The sequence below is a fragment of the Nonomuraea sp. NPDC050790 genome, assembly GCF_044456745.1.
GTDB lineage: Bacteria > Actinomycetota > Actinomycetes > Streptosporangiales > Streptosporangiaceae > Nonomuraea.
On record NZ_JBITGF010000008.1, the window covers coordinates 230,234 to 244,581 of the forward strand.

The following is a 14,348-nucleotide window of genomic DNA, read 5'->3' on the forward strand; positions in this document are numbered from 1 at the left end:
CCGAGGCGGGTCGGGCGGGTCGGTGGCGGGTCGGTAAGGGCGCGGGTGGGCGGCGGGTTGGTGAGGTGGTTATTTGAGGGTGTCGAGGAGGCGGTTGAGGGGGCTGTCGAGGTCGTAGCGGTCGGCGAGCTGGACCAGGGTCTCAGGGTCGCGGGGCTTGGTGGGGACGGTGAGGTCGGTGGCGGGTAGCGGGGCGCCGGAGGCGACCTCCACCACGGCGGGGGCGACCCGGAGGTAGTCGCGGGCCGCGGTCAGCTTGGTGCGGGCGCCGGCGGGGAAGCCTTCGGTCACTCCGTCGTCCAGGGCAGTCAGCAGAGCGTCCAGGGAGCCGAAGCGGGTGATCAGCGCGGCGGCCGTCTTCTCCCCCACGCCGGACACGCCGGGCAGGCCGTCGGAGGGGTCGCCGCGCAGGGTGGCGAAGTCGGCGTAGGAACGGCCGGGAATGCCGTACTTGGCGGTCACCCACGCCTCGTCCACGACCTGGAGGTTGCGGATGCCGCGGGCGGTGTAAAGGATGCGCACCGGCCGCGAGTCGTCCACGAGCTGGAACAGGTCGCGGTCCCCGGTCACCACGTCGACCGCGCCGCTCCCGGCCGCGTGGGTGAGGGTGCCGATGACGTCGTCGGCCTCGTACCCGGGCGACTCCAGGCGGGCGATGCCGACCGCGTCCAGCACCCGCTCGATCACCGGGATCTGCGGCACCAGCGTGTCGGGCACCTCCTCCGTGTCGCCGTGTGCCACCCGGTGCGCCTTGTACGTGGGAATCGCCGCCACCCTGAAGGCCGGGCGCCAGTCGGCGTCCATGGTCGCGACCAGCTCGGCCGGGCGGTACTTGCGCACCAGCGTGGCGATCATGTCGATCAGGCCGCGGACGGCGTTGACCGGCATGCCGTCGGGCGCGGTCATCGACTCCGGGATGCCGTAGAAGGCACGGAAGTAGAGCGAGGGTGTGTCGAGAAGCATCAGCACCCGCCCATGTTCGCACCCCGCCCCGACATTCCGCTCCCCACCGCTCCGCACACCCCACACCCCCCACCGCCACCGCTCGACACCCCGCCGCTCGGCACAGCCCGCTCCGCACACCGTCGCTCGGCACACCGCCTGAACGCCTCGCCTCTATGTCAAAGGGAAAAGGAGTGGGCCGGGGCGCGTGCCCAGGGCGGAGTCGTTGCGGCGGGAACCCCGTGAGCCCTCACGACCGGCGCTCGACAGGCGGTCAGGCACGTCGGCGGGGCGGGTGGGGCGGCTTGCCGTAACGGAAAAGGGCCGGAAAGCAAGGAGCGGGACGGAAACCCACGACCATCAGCAACCGACCCCCACGGCAAGGAGGCAGGCGTCGTCGTCCGGGTTGGGGCCGCCGATGGCGTGGAGGAGGCGGTCGAGGCCGGCGTCGAGGTCGGTGGTGAGGAGGTGGGCGGCGGCCGAGACGGCGAGGTCCAGGCCCGCGTCGATGTCGCGGGTGCGCCGTTCGACCAGCCCGTCGGTGAACAGCAGCAGCAGGTCGCCGTCACGCAGTTCCACGCTGGCCAGGTTGTAGGGCTGGTCGCAGGTGGCGCCCAGCAGCACCCCCCTCGGCTGGGTCAGCGTCTCGGCCTTGCCGTCGCGGACCAGGATGGGCGGCAGGTGTCCCGCCTGGCTCCAGGTGAAGACGCGCGTCCCGGTGTCCAGGTGGCCGATGATCGCGGTGGCGGTGGTCTCCTCAAGGCGGTGCAGGACGAGTTCGTTGAGCCAGGCCAGGAGCTGGTCGGCGCTCTGGCCGGTCATCGTCAGGCCGACGAGGGCGTGGCGGAGCTGGGCCATGTGGGCGATCGCGGGCAGCCCGTGGCCGGAGACGTCGCCGATGGCCAGCATGACGCGGTCGTCGGGCAGCGCGGCGGCCTCGAACCAGTCGCCGCCCAGGTTGGCGGTCTTCTCGGCGGGCACGTAGCGGACGGCGATCCGGGTGCCGGGCAGGTCGAGGCGGCCGGTGGGCTCGGGCAGGATGGCCTCGCGCAGGGCCAGCATGACGTGGCGTTCCTCGGCGGCCCGCTCGCGGGCCTCCAGGAGCTGGCGGCGGGACTCGGACATGATGCGCTCGGCGCGGCGGCGGCCGGTGATGTCCTGGACGACGCCGTGGACGCCGATGGGCCCGCCGGGGGCGATGAGCGGTTCGAGGACGACGCGCAGGTTGCGCACCTCGCCCCCGCGCCGGATGCGGAACTCCGCCTGGACCGGCTCCACGCCCTGCACCACGCTCCACAGGAGCTGGTCGAGGGCGCCGAGGTCGCAGGGCTCGACGTAGCCGGCGAGTTCGGGCAGCCCGAGCGGGCCGTCGGCGGGGTCGCGGCCGAAGATCACGTAGACGTGGTCGGACCATATGGCCTCGCCCGTGCGCAGGTTCCATTCGGCCCAGCCCATGTTGCCGAGCCGCTCGGCGTGGGACAGGCGGATGGCCAGCATGGCGGTGTCGTGCTCGCCCGCCTGCTGCTGGGTCAGGTGTCCGATGAGCTCGGCCGCGCTCATCGGACGGTGGTCCGGTGATGGGAGGGGTGGCTGATGGCCGCCCGTAACGTCGACCATAGTTCACTCGCAAATGACAATGGATCGGGACAAGAGGTCCCACAGTATGTGATCGTCCTTGAACGGAGTGTAGCGATGGCTTGCCGTGTTGTGAGAGCTTTTCGCGGATTTTAGATGTGGGGTCGCGAGTAGATTGGGGCCTGTGACGTCCGAAGACTTGTATCCCGTGTCCCGTCTTGCCGCCGCCCAGGAGGCCACCGCCAAGGCCGGGCTCGACGCCCTGCTGCTCACCCCCGGGCCCGATCTGCGCTACGTCAGCGGCTACCAGGCCCTGCCGCTGGAGCGGCTCACCTGCCTGGTGGTGCCCGCGGCCGGCGAGCCGTACATGATGGTGCCGCGGCTGGAGCTGCCGGCCGCTCAGGCCTCGCCCGCCTCGCGACTGGGGCTGGAGTTCGTGGCGTGGGACGAGACCGACGATCCCTATGAGATCGCCGCGAAGCGCCTCGGCCCCGTCGCGAAGGTGGGGCTGGCCGACCGGATGTGGGCCATGGCCTCGCTGGCCTTCCGCGCCGCCATGCCGAAGACCGAGCAGGTGCTGGCCGGGACGGTGCTGCGGGAGCTGCGCATGCGCAAGTCCGCGGCCGAGGTCGAGGCGCTGCGCGAGGCAGGGGAGGCGATCGACGCGGTGCACCGGCAGGTGCCCGGGTTCCTGCGGGCGGGGCGCACCGAGCGCGAGGTGGGCCGCGACATCGCCGACGCCATCCTGGCCGCAGGGCACGAGACGGTCGACTTCGTCATCGTCGCCTCCGGCCCCAACGGCGCCAGCCCGCACCACGAGCTGTCGGACCGGGTCATCCAGGCGGGCGAGCCGGTCGTGGTGGACATCGGCGGGCAGTTGCACAACGGCTACTGCTCCGACTCCACCCGCAACTACTGCGTGGGCGAGCCGCCCGCCGACTACGCGGCGTACTTCGAGGTGCTGCGCCGTGCCCAGGACGCCGCGTGCGAGGCGGTACGGCCCGGCGTGTCCTGCGAGTCGATCGACGCCGCGGCCCGCGAGGTGATCACCGAGGCCGGGTTCGGGGCGAACTTCATCCACCGCACCGGGCACGGGATCGGCATCGAGACGCACGAGGAGCCGTACATCGTCGCGGGCAACGGCGAGCCGATGGAGCCGGGCTTCGCGTTCTCGGTGGAGCCGGGCATCTACCTCGCCGGGTCCCACGGGGCCCGGATCGAGGACATCCTGGTCTGCACGGGCTCGGGCGGCCTGCGGCTCAACAACACGCCGCGCGACCTGGTGATCGTCTAGCCCGCGCCGAACCTCGGCACCGGCAGGTCGTCGGTGGCCAGGTGCACGACGGGCGAGACCGTGTAGACGTCGATGCTGTGCCGCCCGCCCTCGCGGCCCAGCCCGCTGGCCTTCACCCCGCCGAAGGGTGTGCGCAGGTCGCGGACGTTCTGGGAGTTGACCCAGAGCATCCCGGTCTCGATGGCCTGCGCCATGCGGTGGGCGCGGCGCAGGTCGTTGGTCCACAGGTACGCGGCCAGGCCGTACCGGGTGGCGTTGGCCAGCTCGATCGCCTCGGTCTCGGTGCCGAACGGGGTGACGCACACGACGGGCCCGAAGATCTCCTCCTGGAAGATCCGCATGTCCGGGGTGACGTCGGCGAACACGGTCGCGGCCAGGAAGTTGCCGCGGGGCAGGTGTGGCGGCCGGTCGCCGCCCGCCGCCAGGCGCGCGCCCTCCTCCACGCCGAGCCGCACGTACCCGGCGACCCGGGCGTGGTGCTCGGGGTGGATGAGCGCGCCCAGTTCGGTGGCGGGGTCGGCGGGGTCGCCGACCCGTACCTGGGCGGCGCGGGCGGCCAGCCGTACCGTGAACTCGGCGTAGATCGAGGCGTGCACGAGCACGCGGGAGCTGGCGGTGCAGCGCTCGCCGTTGAGGGAGAACACGCCGAAGACGGCGGCGTCCAGCGCCCGCTCCAGGTCGGCGTCGTCGAACACGATCAGCGGCGACTTGCCGCCGAGCTCCATCGACAGGGTCTTCAGCGATCCCGCGGCGTTGCGCATGATCTCCTGGCCGGTGGCGCTCTCCCCGGTGAAGGAGATCACCGGGACGTCGGGGTGCGCCACCAGCGCCGCGCCGGCCTCCTCGCCGATGCCGTGCACGAGGTTGAACACCCCGGGCGGCAGCCCCGCCTCCTCCATGATGTCGGGCAGCAGCCCGGCCGACAGCGGCGACCACTCGGCGGGCTTGAGCACGACCGGGCAGCCCGCCGCGAGCGCGGGCGCCAGCTTCCAGGTCTCCAGCATGAACGGCGTGTTCCACGGCGTGATCAGCCCGGCCACGCCGGCGGGTTTGCGCAGGACGTAGTTGAGCTGGGCGGAGCCGACCCGGTAGACGTCCTCGCTGATCGTGGCGGCGACGTCGGCGAAGAAGCGGAAGTTCTGCGCCGCGCGCCTGGCCTGGCCGCGGGCCTGGGTGATGGGCAGACCGGTGTCGCGGCACTCCAGCGCGGCCAGGCGCTCGTCGCGCGCCTCGATCGCGTCGGCGATCCTGCGCAGCGTGACGGCGCGTTCCTCGCCGGGCAGCCGCGGCCACGGGCCGTCGGTGAACGCCTTCCTGGCCGCGGTCACGGCCGCCTCGACGTCCTCGGCGCGTCCGGCCGCCACCGTCAGGTACGCCTCGTTCGTCGCCGGCTCCAGGGAGGTGAAGGTGGCCCCCGAGACGCTCGGGACGCGGGCCCCGTCGATGTAGTGCTCCAGGGTCATCGGGTCAGTTCCTCACACTCGGCCAGCAGCGCCTCGATCCGGGTGACTCCGGCCGGGGTCGGCGGGATGAGCGGCGGACGCACGTGCCCGGAGGCGATCCGGCCCCGCAGCTCCAGCACCCATTTGGCCGGGGCGGGGTTGGTCTCCACGAACAGCAGTTCCACGAGCGGGTGCAGGGCGTGGTGCAGGTCGAGCGCGGTGCGGTGGTCGCCTTCGGTGTACGCGGTGTACATGCGGGCCACGGCCGCGGGGGCCAGGTTGGCCGCGGCGCTGACGAACCCGGTGCCGCCGATGGCCAGCAGCGGCAGGCAGAGCAGCTCGATGCCCGACCACACGAGGAAGTCGCGGCCGCAGCGGTACAGCACCTGCGAGAAGTGCTCGAAGTCGCGGGTCGTCTCCTTGATGCCCACGATGTTGTCGTGCGCGTGGCGCAGCCTGGCGACCGTCTCCGGCGCGATGTCGACGGCGGTGCGCGCGGGCACGTTGTAGATCACGATCGGCAGGCCGGGGAACTCCGCGGCGATCGTGGAGTACCAGCGGAACAGCGCCTCCTGGCCGGGCCGGGAGTAGTAGGGCGTGATGACGAGGACGGCGTCGGCGCCGAGCCGTTCCGCCTCCGCGGTGAGCAGGAGGGTCTCCTCCAGCTTGGCCGAGCCGGTGCCGGGCAGGAACGGCGCGCGCTCGCCGAGCTCCTCGGCGACGGCGGCCATGGCGGCGATCCGCTCCTCGGCCGTCTGCGCGCCGGGCTCGCCGGTGGAGCCGCCGATGGAGACGCCGTGCGAGCCCTGGCCGAGCTGCCAGCGGACCAGGCCGCGCAGCGAGGCGAGGTCGAGCGCGCCCTCGGCGGTGAACGGCGTCACCACCGGTGCGATGGACCCCCGGATGGCCGCGGGGTCGGAACGGTACTTCACGCGTCTTCTCCTTGCTGCCAGGCCCGGTAGGACTCGCGCCAGGTCCTGTTCATGGGGTAGAGGCCGTCGATCGAGGCGCCGGCCGCGACCCGCTGGTAGATGAAGCGCTCCTCGTCCTCCTGTACGGCCGCGGCCCCCGCCACCTCGGCGGCCAGCGCCGGCGGCAGCACGACCACGCCCTCGGCGTCGCCCACCAGCACGTCGCCGGGCATGACGAGCACCCCGCCGCAGGCCACCGGGACCTGCGACTCGACGGGCACGTGCCGGCGCCCGAGCACGGCCGCGTGCGGCACCGCGTAGTAGGCGGGCAGGTCCAGTTCGGCGAAGGAGGGGCTGTCGCGCAGCCCGCCGTCGGTGACCACGCCCACGGCTCCCCTGCGCAGGGCGCGCATGGCCAGGATGTCGCCGAGCGTGCCCGCGCCGTGCTCGCCGCGCGCCTCGATCACCAGCACCTCCCCCGGCCTGATCTCCTCGACGGCGCGCTTCTGGGCGTTCATGCCGCCGCCGAGCTCGGCGAAGACGTCCTCGCGCAGCGGCAGGTAGCGCAGGGTCCGCGCGACGCCGACCATGCGCAGGTCGGGCCGGGTGGGCCGGACGCCTTCGACGAAGTGGTGGTCGATGCCGCGCCGGCGGAGCTGCGAGGAGAGCGTGGCGGTGGAGACCGTCCGCAGCGCCGCGATCGTGGCCTCGTCCAGGGGGTACGGCGCCGCCGTCCGCCCCCGTCCGACGGCGGCGGCCCTGCTCTCCTCGTCGGCCCTCGGCTGCGCGCCCCACGCGGCAGGGGCGGCGCGGGGCTCGGCGACGACCTCGTTGCGCAGCCGGCCCGCGCCTGCCAGCTCGACCTCGACGACGTCGCCGGGCTCCACGACGGTCGAGCCGGCGGGCGTGCCGGCCAGGATCAGGTCGCCGGGCTCCAGCGTCATGTAGCGCGACAGGTCGGCGATGAGCAGGTCGAAGCCGAAGAGCAGCTCACCGGTGCCGGCCTCCTGGGCCAGCTCGCCGTTGACGTAGGTGCGCAGGCACAGGGCGCCTGGGTCCACGCCGGTGAGGATCGCGGGGCCGACCGGGGTGTAGCCGTCCTGACCCTTGGCGCGCAGGTTGGAGCCCTGGTCGGCGTGCCGGAAGTCGTACACGCCGAAGTCGTTGGCGGCGGTGTAGCCCGCGACGTGCTCCAGCGCCCGCTCGGGCGGCACGCACCGGGCGCGCTCGCCGATGACGACGGCGATCTCGCCCTCGAAGGTGAGCAGCTCGCACCCGGCCGGGCGCACGACGGGCCGGCCCGACCACGACAGCGAGGAGGGCGGTTTGAGGAAGTAGGAGGGGGCCGAGGGGAAACGTCCCCGCTCGGCGGCCCGGCCGCGGTAGTTGAGGTGGACGGCGATGATCTTCCCCGGCGCCAGGCCGAGCGGGTGATCCATGACTACTCCAGATCGTATATGACATCGTGGATGATAGCGGATCCGAAGGATGGAGTACTATAGACAAAGATATCTGAGTTCGTACATGATTTTGCGATGCCGGGGGGTGGAACAGGCCCCCCGCCCTTCGGCATACTCAACGAGCCGATGCCGGGCCTGGGAGGATGCGCATGGGAGAGATCGTCCTGGCAGCCAAGATCACGCACGTCCCGTCCATCTGGCTGTCCATCCAGCCGGGCAAGCACTACGGCATCCGCCGTCCCGCCGAGATGGCGCTGACGGAGATCGGCCGCCGCGCGCGCGAGCTCGGGACCGAGACCTTCCTGGTGGCCGACACCCACTGGATGAACAGCATCGGCTTCCACCTCAACGGCAAGGAGCGCCACCGCGCCTCCTACGCCAGCCACGAGCTCCCGCACTTCATCCACGACCTGAAGTACGACTACGACGGCGACCCCGACCTGGCCGAGCTCATCCGCGAGGAGATCGTCGCCGGCGGCCAGAAGGCCCACGTGCACACCTACAAGGACCTCGGCCTCGAGTACGCCACGCTCGTGCCCATGTACTTCGTCAACGGCGACTCCGCCGTCCGGGTGCTGCCGATCGGCTGCAACATCTACTCCTCCATCGACGAGAACCGCAGGATCGGCGAGGCGCTGCGCCGCGCGATCCTGCGCAGCGGGCGCAACGTGGCCTTCCTGGCCAGCGGCTCGCTCTCGCACGCCTTCCCGCCCAACGAGATCGCCGAGACCCTGCTCAACGAGGTCAGCAGCGCGTTCAACCGCAAGACCGACATGGCGGTGCTCGACCTGTGGACCGAGGGCAGGATCGCGGAGTTCCTGGAGATGCTGCCCGACTACAACGTGCGGTGCACGGGCGAGGGGGCCATGGCCGACACCGCCATGCTCTTCGGGCTGCTCGGCTGGGCGGACTACACGGGCAAGGGCGAGCAGCTCTGCCCGTACTTCGGCAGCAGCGGCACGGGCCAGGTGGTGGTCGACTTCCCGGTGCCGTCGTGGAGTAACATCTGAAATCGTATGCGAAACCTGCTGTGAAAGGTGCCGGAGTGATGGCGGAGCTGGCCGTACGGGTGTTCGCCCGCGAGGAGACGGCCGGTCCCCCGGTGCTGCTGCTGCACGGGTTCGCCTCCGACGGGCGGCGCGACTGGGTGGCGACCGGGATGGCCGACGCGCTGGCCGCGGGCGGCCGCCGGGTCGTGGTCGCCGACCTGCCGGGCCACGGGGACAGCCCGGCGCCCGCCGACCCCGCGCGGGCCGGGGCCGGCGTGATCGCCGCGGCGCTGGCCGAGGCGATGGGTCCCGGGCCGTTCGACGTCGTCGGCTACTCGCTCGGGGCCAGGATCGCCTGGGAACTGCCCGCCGCCGCGCCCGGCCAGGTGCGCCGGGCGGTGCTGGGCGGGCTCAGCCCGGCCGACCCGTTCGGCGCGCTCGACGCCGGGGAACTGCGCAGGGCCGTCGCCGACGGGCACGTACCCGCCGATCCGCTCACCGCGATGATCGCTGATATGGTCCTCGCCCAGGGCCACCGCGCCGCGGGGCTGGTGACCTGCGTGGAAGGGCTGCGCGCCACGCCGTTCGAGCCGGGGGCGTGGGAGGGGGCGGAGCCTCCGGTGTTCGTCGCGGGACGGGAGGACGTGGTCGCCGCCGGAATCGAGCGTATCGTCGGGCAGGTGACGGGTGCCCGGCTGGTCACCGTCGCGGGCGACCACCGGCAGGCGCTGACCGGTCCCGGCCTGCGCGAGGTCGTGACGGCGACGCTCGCGCTTTGACGACGAGAGGAATCTCGGCAGAGACGATCTCGATCACGATGGGGAATGAGGAAAGAGCGGTGAGTTCCGCCAAGGGGTCCACGCGGGCCAATGCGTCCAAGGCCGAGATCAGCTACGAGTTGCTGCGCTCGCGCATCCTCGACGGCACCTACGGTCCGGGCTACCGGCTGGTGATGGACCAGCTCGCCCGCGAGACCGGGGTCAGCACCATCCCGCTGCGCGAAGCCGTACGGCGGCTGCAGTCCGACGGGCTGGTCGAGGTGGTGCGCAACATCGGCGCCCGGGTGGCCGTCTTCGACGCCGCCCAGGTCGAGCACGCGCTGCAGGTGCTGGCCCGGCTGGAGGGGTACGCCACGGCCATCTCGGCTCCGCTCATGACCCCGGAACACCTCGCGCGGGCCCGCGCGGTCAACGACCGGATGGTCGAGGCGCTGGAGGAGTTCGACCCGGTGTCGTTCACCGCGCTCAACAGGGAGTTCCACTTCGCCATCTACGCGCAGTGCCCGGACGAGCACCTGCGGGCGCTGCTGGAGGCGGAGTGGGCCCGGCTCGACCACATGCGGCGCTCCACGTTCAGCCACGTGCCGGGGCGGGCGCGGCGGTCGGTGGAGGAGCACGAGCACATGCTCGACCTGATCCAGGCCGGGGCGCAGGCCCAGGAGATCGAGCGGGTGGCCTGCGCCCACAAGATCGCCACCGCCGACGCCCTCCACCAGGCCCAGGCCAAACACCACAAACCCAGCGGGTGAGGCACCGCTGGGTCAGGTGAGGAGCTGGCCGCCGTCCACCTGGACGGTCGTGCCGGTGATGTGGCGGGCGGCCGGGGAGGCCAGGAAGACGACCATCGGGGTGATGTCGCCGGTTTCGGCGATGCGGCCCAGGGGGATGCGGGACTCCCAGGCGGCTCGGGCCTGCGGGTCGGACATGAGGGCGGCGGTCATCGGGGTGACGACCGGGCCGGGGGCCACGCCGTTGACCCGGATGCCGTGCGGGGCGAGTTCCAGGGCGGCGGTCCTGGTGAGGGCGTCCACGGCGGCTTTGGTGGCCTCGTAGTGCCCGAGGCCGGCGGTGGGCTGGCGGGCGCCGATCGAGCTGATGTTGACGACGGCGCCGCCGCGTCCGGCCGCGATCATCCTGGCGGCCACCGCCTGGGTGACGGTGAACGTGCCGCGCAGGTTGACCGCGACGACCCGGTCGAAGACCTCCAGCGGCAGCTCCACCAGCGGACCCCCACCGGCCACCACCCCGGCGTTGTTGACCAGGACGTCCACCGGGCCGCCCGCCTGAGCCAGCGCGGCCTCCACCGAGGCCGCGCAGGTGACGTCCATGGGTACCGCGGTGGCCCCGATCCCGGCGGCGGCCTTCTCCCCCGCGCCCGCGTCCACGTCGGCGATCACCACCCGGTCACCGGCCTGCGCGAACGCCAGCGCCACGGCCTTCCCGATCCCGCTCGCCCCTCCGGTGACCAGCACCAGCCGGCTCATCGCGCGTACGCCACGATCACGCGCGGGCAGCCGGGCAGGCTGAGGGTCGGGCCGGGTTCCCAGCCGGCGCCGGCGAGCCAGCCGCGTACCTCCTGCTCGGGGTAGACCGTGGTGCCGTCGATGACCAGGTACTCGGCCGCGTGCAGCGCGTCCACGACCCGCTGCGCGGGGTCGGCGTCGAGGAAGAAGTCCAGCAGGAGCAGCGTGGCGCCGGGGGCGGCCAGTTCGCGAGCGCGCTCGGCGTGGCGGACGTTGCGTTCGGGGCCGAAGCGGTGCACGACGTGCTCCAGCAGCACCAGGTCGTAGTCCGCGGGCAGGTCGGCGGTGAAGGGGTCGGCGGCGGCCAGTTCCGCGCGATCGCCGACGCCCGCCTCGTCCAGCGTCCGCTTCGCGAAGGCGGCCAGGTCGCCCTCGGCGCAGAACGTGCCGCGCAGGCCGGGGGCGGCCTTCATGGCCTCGGCCAGGAACGCGCCGGACAGCCCGCCGAGGTCCAGCGCGCGGCGGTGCGGGGTGAAGTCGTAGTGCGCGGCGAGCGTTCTGGCGTGCAGCGCGTTGTAGGTCATCACCCCGGTGAGGAACACCTCCATCCGCTCGCCCTCCAGGTCCAGCGGGACGGGCTCCCCGGTACGCGCGCTGGCGCCGAACCCCAGCCAGTGCGGGTAGCTGACCGCCTCCAGGAAGGTGAGGAAGGGACGAAGATCGAGCTCCCCCTCGGCCCCGGCCAGGTAACGCGCGGCCGAGGGCGTGTTGGCGTAGACACCGTCGGCGCGGGTCAGCAGGCCGAGCCCCGACATGGCGTCGGCCAGGATGCGCACGGTGCGCACGGGCAGGCCGGTGCGCCGGGCGAGGTCGTCCGCGCTCGCCGGGCCGCTCGCCAGCGCGGCGAACAGGCCGAGCTCCGACGCCGCGAAGAGCTGCTTGGCGGCCATGTATCCGGTGGCCACCTCCACGATGCGGGCCGCGCCGCCGCTGTCCTGGTCAACCGACATGTGACACCCCTTCGGGAGCGAACAGTATCGGGAATGCTATACGATTCTTGGATGTGGCCGCCAGGCCCGTCGTCGCTCGGCTCAGGAGGTGTGCGGTGCGGTTCTCCGGTGCGGTGCCCAGGCGCAGGCTCGGCCCACGCGGGCCGTTGGTCCCCATGGCCGGGCTCGGTTCGTGGAACACCTGGGATCGGATGGAGTTCGGCACGGCGGTCGAGCTGATCGGCGCCGCCGTACGCCATGGGGTGAGCCTCTTCGACGTCGCCCACTACAACTCCGGGCCGCACGCCGAGGACGCGACCACCGACGTGATCTTCGGCAAGGCGGTCAGGGAGGCGGGGATCGCGCGCGAGGAGTACACGCTGTGCGGCAAGCTCTGGCTCTGGGACTACCCCGCGACCTCCTTCGCCGCGCAGATCGACACCTCGCTGGAGCGGATCGGGACGGACCGGGCCGACCTCGTGGTCGTCGGCGACTTCCTGGGCGAGCTCGACCTTCGCTCGGTGCTGACCGACGTGTCCGAGCTGGTGCGGGCGGGGCGGTTCGCGGCCTGGGGAGTGAACAACTGGGCGGCGCGCGACCTGTGGCGGGCGTGCGCCCTGGCCCGTGCCGAGGGGTTCACGCCGCCGTCGTTCGCCCAGCTCAAGTACAGTCTGGCCCGGCGTTCCGTGCCCGAGGGCCTGCCGTACGGCCGGCTGCTGTCGCAGGCGGGGCTGGGGCTGCAGGCCTCCGACGTGTTCGAGGGCGGCATCCTGGCGGGCCGGCTGCACCCACGGCGCAAGATCGGCGCGGACCCGGGCGGCATCAGGGAGCGGATCCGCGCCTCGTTCCCGACGGTGCTGCGGACCGCCGAGCGGTTCGGCGCCACGCCCGCGCAACTGGCCGTCGCCTTCTGCCTCACGCATCCGGCGGTCGCGACCGTGCTGTTCGGGGTGAGCGGGACGCGCCAGCTGGAGGAGAACCTGGGCGCGCTCACCCTTCTCGAACGGCACGGCCCCGACCTGCGCGAAGCCGTCTCCGACCTGTGGCTTGACCGTGGCGTGGTCGATCCAGAGGCGTCCTGGGGCACCGCCTAGGCCTGGTGGACGACCCGCCCGTCCACCATCGTCAGCGCCACCGGCATCCCGGGCAGTTCGGACGGCTCGATCGCGCGCAGGTCGCCGCCGAGCACGCACAGGTCGGCCACCTTGCCCGTCTCCAGCGTCCCCTTCCAGTCCTGCGCGCCGTCCTGCCAGGCCGGGACGACGGTGTACGCGCGCAGCGCCGCGTTCATCTCCATCCCCGACTGGGCCACGCCGATCCGCCAGTCGGGGGTGAGCACGGGCGCGTCCGAGCTGAGGCAGAGCCGTACGCCCAGGGCCAGCGCCTCGCCCAGGGGCCAGGCGCCCGCGAGCGCCTCGGGACCCAGCGCGGCGGCCAGCATCTCCCCGGCCGCCGCGGCGATGCCCGGCTGGGTGTTGAGCCCGATGCCCGCGCGCGCCATCTCCGCGAGCGTGTCGGGCCGCACCAGGTCGCCGTGGATCACGTAGTGGCGCCGGTCGCGGCCGTCGCGGGCGGCGGCCGCGCGCATGGCCTCGACCGCGGCCCGCACGGCCCTGCCGCCGGTGGCGTGCACGCCGACCTGGTACCCGGCCGCGTGCGCGGCGCCGATCATCTCGGCCAGGGCGTCCGCGCGGGCCTCGGGTGAGGGGCCTTCGACCAGGAGCCCGCCGTGGCCGCCGGCCGCGTACGGCTGGTCGGTCCACGCGGTCCCCATCGGCGGGATGCCGTCGGCGAAGATCTTGACCCCGGCCACGCTCAGCCACCCCGGCACCTCGGCCGGCGGCCGGAACCCGCGCAGCCCCTCCCGCAGCCCCGACAGCGTGCTGGGCCCGTCGAGCTCCCCGAACAACATCAGCGCCGTCACCCTCGCCGTGAGCAGCCCGTCCGCGGCCAGCCGCGCGTAGTCGCGCAGCGCCGCCGACCCGAAGCATCCGGTACGGCCGGCGTCCTCCCCCGGCCCGAGCCCCGGCTCGGTGTAGCTGGTGACGCCCAGCGAGGCCAGCAACCGCCCGGCCCGCAGGATGGCGGCCCTGCGCTGCCTGCCGTTCTCCAGCCGGACGGGCTCGCCGCCCGGCTCGCCGGAGGCCATCTGGTCCATGAGCAGATCGGGCCACATCGCACCGAGCCACACCCCGTGCAGGTGCGAGTCGTTGATGCCCGGCAGCACCGAGCGCCCGCTCAGGGCGATCACCCGGGTGTCCGGCCCGATGAGCGGCGCCACCTCGCGGGCCGAGCCCGCGCGGGCGATGAGCCGGCCGCGTACGGCGAGCGCCTCCACCACCCGGTCTTCCCCGTCCAAGGTGTGGACCACCCCGCCCGTGAGCACCGTGTCGGCGGCCCGGGAACCGTTGCGCAACATCTTCCTCCCCACTCTGGACACCACCGCGTGGATGCCCATAACGTACACGGAATCAGATACGATTCGAGTCCTGATCCCGGGTGCA

Annotated in this window: 13 protein-coding genes; 5 read left to right on the plus strand and 8 right to left on the minus strand. The window is 72.9% G+C overall.

Annotated features, from left to right (window positions below):
• Positions 1 to 69: 69 nt before the first annotated feature.
• On the minus strand, positions 70 to 963 hold the full coding sequence (locus ACIBEJ_RS37290; RefSeq protein ID WP_397187899.1) for a 5'-3' exonuclease H3TH domain-containing protein: 894 nt from the start codon (positions 961 to 963) through the stop codon (positions 70 to 72).
• A 339-nt stretch (positions 964 to 1,302) separates the two neighbouring features.
• Positions 1,303 to 2,502, minus strand: a complete 1,200-nt coding sequence (locus ACIBEJ_RS37295) for a PP2C family protein-serine/threonine phosphatase (protein WP_397187642.1) — start codon at positions 2,500 to 2,502, stop codon at positions 1,303 to 1,305.
• A 214-nt stretch (positions 2,503 to 2,716) separates the two neighbouring features.
• Here ACIBEJ_RS37295 and ACIBEJ_RS37300 point away from each other — a divergent pair, with 214 nt between their 5' ends.
• On the plus strand, positions 2,717 to 3,811 hold the full coding sequence (locus tag ACIBEJ_RS37300) for a M24 family metallopeptidase (protein WP_397187900.1): 1,095 nt from the start codon (positions 2,717 to 2,719) through the stop codon (positions 3,809 to 3,811).
• On the opposite strand, the gene hpaE is transcribed toward ACIBEJ_RS37300, so the two are convergent.
• From hpaE to ACIBEJ_RS37315, 3 genes are read right to left on the minus strand one after another with little or no spacing between them, the layout of a single operon-like run.
• Entirely contained in the window at positions 3,808 to 5,274 is a 1,467-nt protein-coding gene (hpaE, locus tag ACIBEJ_RS37305) for a 5-carboxymethyl-2-hydroxymuconate semialdehyde dehydrogenase (protein ID WP_397187643.1), read from the minus strand. The two genes, ACIBEJ_RS37300 and hpaE, sit on opposite strands and share 4 nt — an antisense overlap.
• Positions 5,271 to 6,185, minus strand: coding sequence for a 4-hydroxy-tetrahydrodipicolinate synthase (gene dapA / locus ACIBEJ_RS37310; RefSeq protein ID WP_397187644.1), 915 nt, complete (start codon positions 6,183 to 6,185; stop codon positions 5,271 to 5,273). Before dapA ends, hpaE begins: the two co-directional genes overlap by 4 nt.
• Positions 6,182 to 7,603, minus strand: coding sequence for a fumarylacetoacetate hydrolase family protein (locus ACIBEJ_RS37315; RefSeq protein ID WP_397187645.1), 1,422 nt, complete (start codon positions 7,601 to 7,603; stop codon positions 6,182 to 6,184). Before ACIBEJ_RS37315 ends, dapA begins: the two co-directional genes overlap by 4 nt.
• Before the next feature lie 170 nt (positions 7,604 to 7,773).
• Between ACIBEJ_RS37315 and hpaD the strand changes: the two genes are divergently transcribed.
• Genes hpaD through ACIBEJ_RS37330 form a run of 3 tightly spaced genes read left to right on the plus strand, consistent with a single transcriptional unit; the run spans position 7,774 to position 10,141 of the window.
• Positions 7,774 to 8,634, plus strand: coding sequence for a 3,4-dihydroxyphenylacetate 2,3-dioxygenase (gene hpaD / locus ACIBEJ_RS37320; RefSeq protein ID WP_397187646.1), 861 nt, complete (start codon positions 7,774 to 7,776; stop codon positions 8,632 to 8,634).
• Between the two features lie 38 nt (positions 8,635 to 8,672).
• The gene (locus ACIBEJ_RS37325; RefSeq protein ID WP_397187901.1) at positions 8,673 to 9,392 is read left to right on the plus strand and encodes an alpha/beta fold hydrolase; all 720 of its coding nucleotides are present in this window, start codon (positions 8,673 to 8,675) and stop codon (positions 9,390 to 9,392) included.
• Positions 9,393 to 9,451: 59 nt separating this feature from the next.
• On the plus strand, positions 9,452 to 10,141 hold the full coding sequence (locus ACIBEJ_RS37330; RefSeq protein ID WP_397187647.1) for a GntR family transcriptional regulator: 690 nt from the start codon (positions 9,452 to 9,454) through the stop codon (positions 10,139 to 10,141).
• A 12-nt stretch (positions 10,142 to 10,153) separates the two neighbouring features.
• Here ACIBEJ_RS37330 and ACIBEJ_RS37335 read toward each other — a convergent pair whose 3' ends face one another.
• Together ACIBEJ_RS37335 and ACIBEJ_RS37340 are read right to left on the minus strand one after the other, a co-directional pair.
• Positions 10,154 to 10,876, minus strand: a complete 723-nt coding sequence (locus ACIBEJ_RS37335; RefSeq protein ID WP_397187648.1) for an SDR family NAD(P)-dependent oxidoreductase — start codon at positions 10,874 to 10,876, stop codon at positions 10,154 to 10,156.
• Complete coding sequence (locus tag ACIBEJ_RS37340) at positions 10,873 to 11,865, minus strand: methyltransferase dimerization domain-containing protein (RefSeq protein WP_397187649.1); 993 nt, start codon at positions 11,863 to 11,865, stop codon at positions 10,873 to 10,875. Before ACIBEJ_RS37340 ends, ACIBEJ_RS37335 begins: the two co-directional genes overlap by 4 nt.
• 95 nt (positions 11,866 to 11,960) lie before the next feature.
• On the opposite strand from ACIBEJ_RS37340, the gene ACIBEJ_RS37345 reads away from it, so the two are divergent.
• On the plus strand, positions 11,961 to 12,938 hold the full coding sequence (locus tag ACIBEJ_RS37345) for an aldo/keto reductase (RefSeq protein WP_397187650.1): 978 nt from the start codon (positions 11,961 to 11,963) through the stop codon (positions 12,936 to 12,938).
• Here the strand turns inward: ACIBEJ_RS37345 and ACIBEJ_RS37350 are convergent.
• Complete coding sequence (locus tag ACIBEJ_RS37350) at positions 12,935 to 14,263, minus strand: amidohydrolase (protein WP_397187651.1); 1,329 nt, start codon at positions 14,261 to 14,263, stop codon at positions 12,935 to 12,937. The genes ACIBEJ_RS37345 and ACIBEJ_RS37350 overlap by 4 nt on opposite strands.
• Positions 14,264 to 14,348 lie beyond the last annotated feature (85 nt).

What these genes read in the sequence shown, in the direction of transcription:
- ACIBEJ_RS37290 (WP_397187899.1), bottom strand. Translation starts at nt 963, where the DNA reads ATGCTTCTCGACACACCCTCGCTCTACTTCCGTGCCTTCTACGGCATC.
- ACIBEJ_RS37295 (WP_397187642.1), bottom strand. Translation starts at nt 2,502, where the DNA reads ATGAGCGCGGCCGAGCTCATCGGACACCTGACCCAGCAGCAGGCGGGC.
- hpaE (WP_397187643.1), bottom strand. Translation starts at nt 5,274, where the DNA reads ATGACCCTGGAGCACTACATCGACGGGGCCCGCGTCCCGAGCGTCTCG.
- ACIBEJ_RS37315 (WP_397187645.1), bottom strand. Translation starts at nt 7,603, where the DNA reads ATGGATCACCCGCTCGGCCTGGCGCCGGGGAAGATCATCGCCGTCCAC.
- hpaD (WP_397187646.1), top strand. Translation starts at nt 7,774, where the DNA reads ATGGGAGAGATCGTCCTGGCAGCCAAGATCACGCACGTCCCGTCCATC.
- ACIBEJ_RS37325 (WP_397187901.1), top strand. Translation starts at nt 8,673, where the DNA reads ATGGCGGAGCTGGCCGTACGGGTGTTCGCCCGCGAGGAGACGGCCGGT.
- ACIBEJ_RS37335 (WP_397187648.1), bottom strand. Translation starts at nt 10,876, where the DNA reads ATGAGCCGGCTGGTGCTGGTCACCGGAGGGGCGAGCGGGATCGGGAAG.
- ACIBEJ_RS37340 (WP_397187649.1), bottom strand. Translation starts at nt 11,865, where the DNA reads ATGTCGGTTGACCAGGACAGCGGCGGCGCGGCCCGCATCGTGGAGGTG.
- ACIBEJ_RS37350 (WP_397187651.1), bottom strand. Translation starts at nt 14,263, where the DNA reads ATGTTGCGCAACGGTTCCCGGGCCGCCGACACGGTGCTCACGGGCGGG.